This is a genomic window from Frankia sp. CcI49 (assembly GCF_001983215.1).
Classification (GTDB): Bacteria; Actinomycetota; Actinomycetes; order Frankiales; family Frankiaceae; genus Parafrankia; species Parafrankia irregularis.
The window spans coordinates 1-1,893 of record NZ_MOWP01000075.1; the positions used below are offsets into that span (position 1 = coordinate 1).

Below are 1,893 nucleotides of genomic sequence, written 5' to 3' on the forward strand. Positions count from 1 at the left end.
GGTGTGGATCAGGGCTGGGGCTACCGCCCTGGGTATGACGCCGGTGCGCCCGTGACGTTCACAAGACGTCCGGGCGTACCGGCGTTTCCGCGTCCGTGTTCATGCGGGTGGTCAGGCTCTGCCCTGCCTGTCGCCGCCAGGTTGGTCACCGCCGCGCGAGCATCCGCGCGGCCCGCTCGGCCAGGAGCCGCACCTCGCCCGCGACGTCGTTCCCATCGACGATGAACTCGAGGATGCCGGGGTCGGTGTAGTACTGATAGATCAGTGCTTCGAGCTGGTCGGCGGTCGCCTCGGCCAGTCCGGTCCGGTCCGCGAGCTCGCGGATGTCCGCCGCGTCCTTGCGGCGTTGGGCGATCAGCTTGGTGGCGAGCAGGAAGCCGTCCGATGCATAGGTCACATGCAGCCCGGGGCCAGGCGCTGGGGTGGAAGCCTCCGCTGGTAGCGGCGGCATCCACATGCCCGCCCTGGTGTTGAGCCAGTTCTCCGGAAGGCCCTCCGCGCGTGCGAGCTCACGGGCCTCGGTGACAACCACGCTGTCTGACGTGATCGCGTCGACGTCCTCGGTGCGCCGCAGATCCCGACCCGACGTCACGGCGACGGCCGCGCCGCCGACGACGAACACCGACCCCGACACTCCTCGTGCGCGCAGCCGCTCGTCGAGCCTGGCCAGCAAAGCGACGATCTCGGCCGCGGAGAACTCGTACCGCTCGTTCATGCGGTCAACAGGTCACGGGCGGGGACGAAGACATTGAGACGCTTCAGATCGTCGGGAGTAGCGGCGATCACCTCGTCGGGGTCGAGGAAGGGGTGCTCGGGCACCCAGGGCAGCGGGAGACGCTGCGCTTCACACCAGGCGGGCGGCTCGACTCCTGCCCGGTCGAACTCTCTGCGAGCCAGCGCCGCGAGCAGGACGTCGAAGCCGGGGCTTCCCGTTGACGGCGGCGCGGCCTCCCACGCCCCGGGGCAGCCGTCCTGCTGGTCGAGGAGGAGGCTGAGGTGGTCGCGGCCCTGCAACAGCATCCGCCACGCTCGGTCCTCGTCGCCCATCGCGTGCCGAATCGCCGTGGCAGTCTCCGGTGCGGACATCAGCCGGGAGGAGCGTGCGGCGGCCAGCGCGCTGGCGACCCTGAGTGCGCGGACGCAGAACACCGCGGTCGGCCTGGTCCGGCCCGAACGGTAGGTCGACAGCCTCGAGGCCGAGGTACCCAGCGCGACGGCGAAATCTGCCTGGCTCAGGCCACTGTCAGCCAACGCGCGATCCAGCAACGCGATGACCTCACGGGTGTCCCGATCGGGTTCCACAGGCACCATCCTATCCGTGGGTTATCCGATTAGATAATCAGCACTGGCGAGCGGAGGGTGCCCGCGGCCGAGGGCGGGTCTCGGCGTGTGCCAACGGCTGGACGTCGGCGTGTCGACTTCCACAGGGCAGAAGCGCTGGAACGTCCGCGGCTTCCCGCCCCTGGCGAGCCTTCGGCCCTGTCGGTCCCGTGGGCGGGCCGCCGCCGGTGCCGGGGCGCGCCGCATGAGCAGGGATCTGATCCGCCCGCCCTTTTTCTGGCGAGATATCGAGCGAATCGGGCGATACCGTCCCAGCCTCCCGAAGGAGCCGTGTCGGTGTTTCGGTCACTTTGTCTACCGTCATCGGCGGGTGATTTACCTGTGCTCTGAGCCGGTCGGGAGCTGGCCCAGAAAAGAAATTCGCTGCGCACGTGGAGCGGTCGCGGACGCTCTGCGCAGGCCGGTTCGCATGCCGGTGTTGAACCGGTGACGCTGGCCGTACGGCATCGGGAAAATACGGGCATGGCTGGTCGTGGAGGGGCTGTGGTCGGGGCTTTTCAAGGTCTTCTGGTGGTGAGTGGTGCTCTTCACAGGGGTCTGGAAATCGTGGGT

3 protein-coding genes are annotated in these 1,893 nt (G+C 68.7%); all 3 read right to left on the reverse strand.

What is annotated here, in order from left to right:
- Positions 1–145: 145 nt before the first annotated feature.
- Entirely contained in the window at positions 146–715 is a 570-nt protein-coding gene (locus CcI49_RS39420; protein ID WP_054568358.1) for a hypothetical protein, read from the reverse strand.
- Positions 712–1,311: a helix-turn-helix transcriptional regulator gene (locus CcI49_RS39425; RefSeq protein ID WP_076834848.1), complete on the reverse strand. Its 600-nt coding sequence runs from the start codon at positions 1,309–1,311 to the stop codon at positions 712–714. The genes CcI49_RS39420 and CcI49_RS39425 overlap by 4 nt, the downstream gene beginning before the upstream one ends.
- Positions 1,312–1,656: 345 nt before the next feature.
- The coding region (locus CcI49_RS42985; RefSeq protein WP_206745190.1) for a hypothetical protein at positions 1,657–1,893 on the reverse strand (237 nt) is incomplete at its 5' end.

What these genes read in the sequence shown, in the direction of transcription:
- CcI49_RS39420 (WP_054568358.1), bottom strand. Translation starts at nt 715, where the DNA reads ATGAACGAGCGGTACGAGTTCTCCGCGGCCGAGATCGTCGCTTTGCTG.
- CcI49_RS39425 (WP_076834848.1), bottom strand. Translation starts at nt 1,311, where the DNA reads ATGGTGCCTGTGGAACCCGATCGGGACACCCGTGAGGTCATCGCGTTG.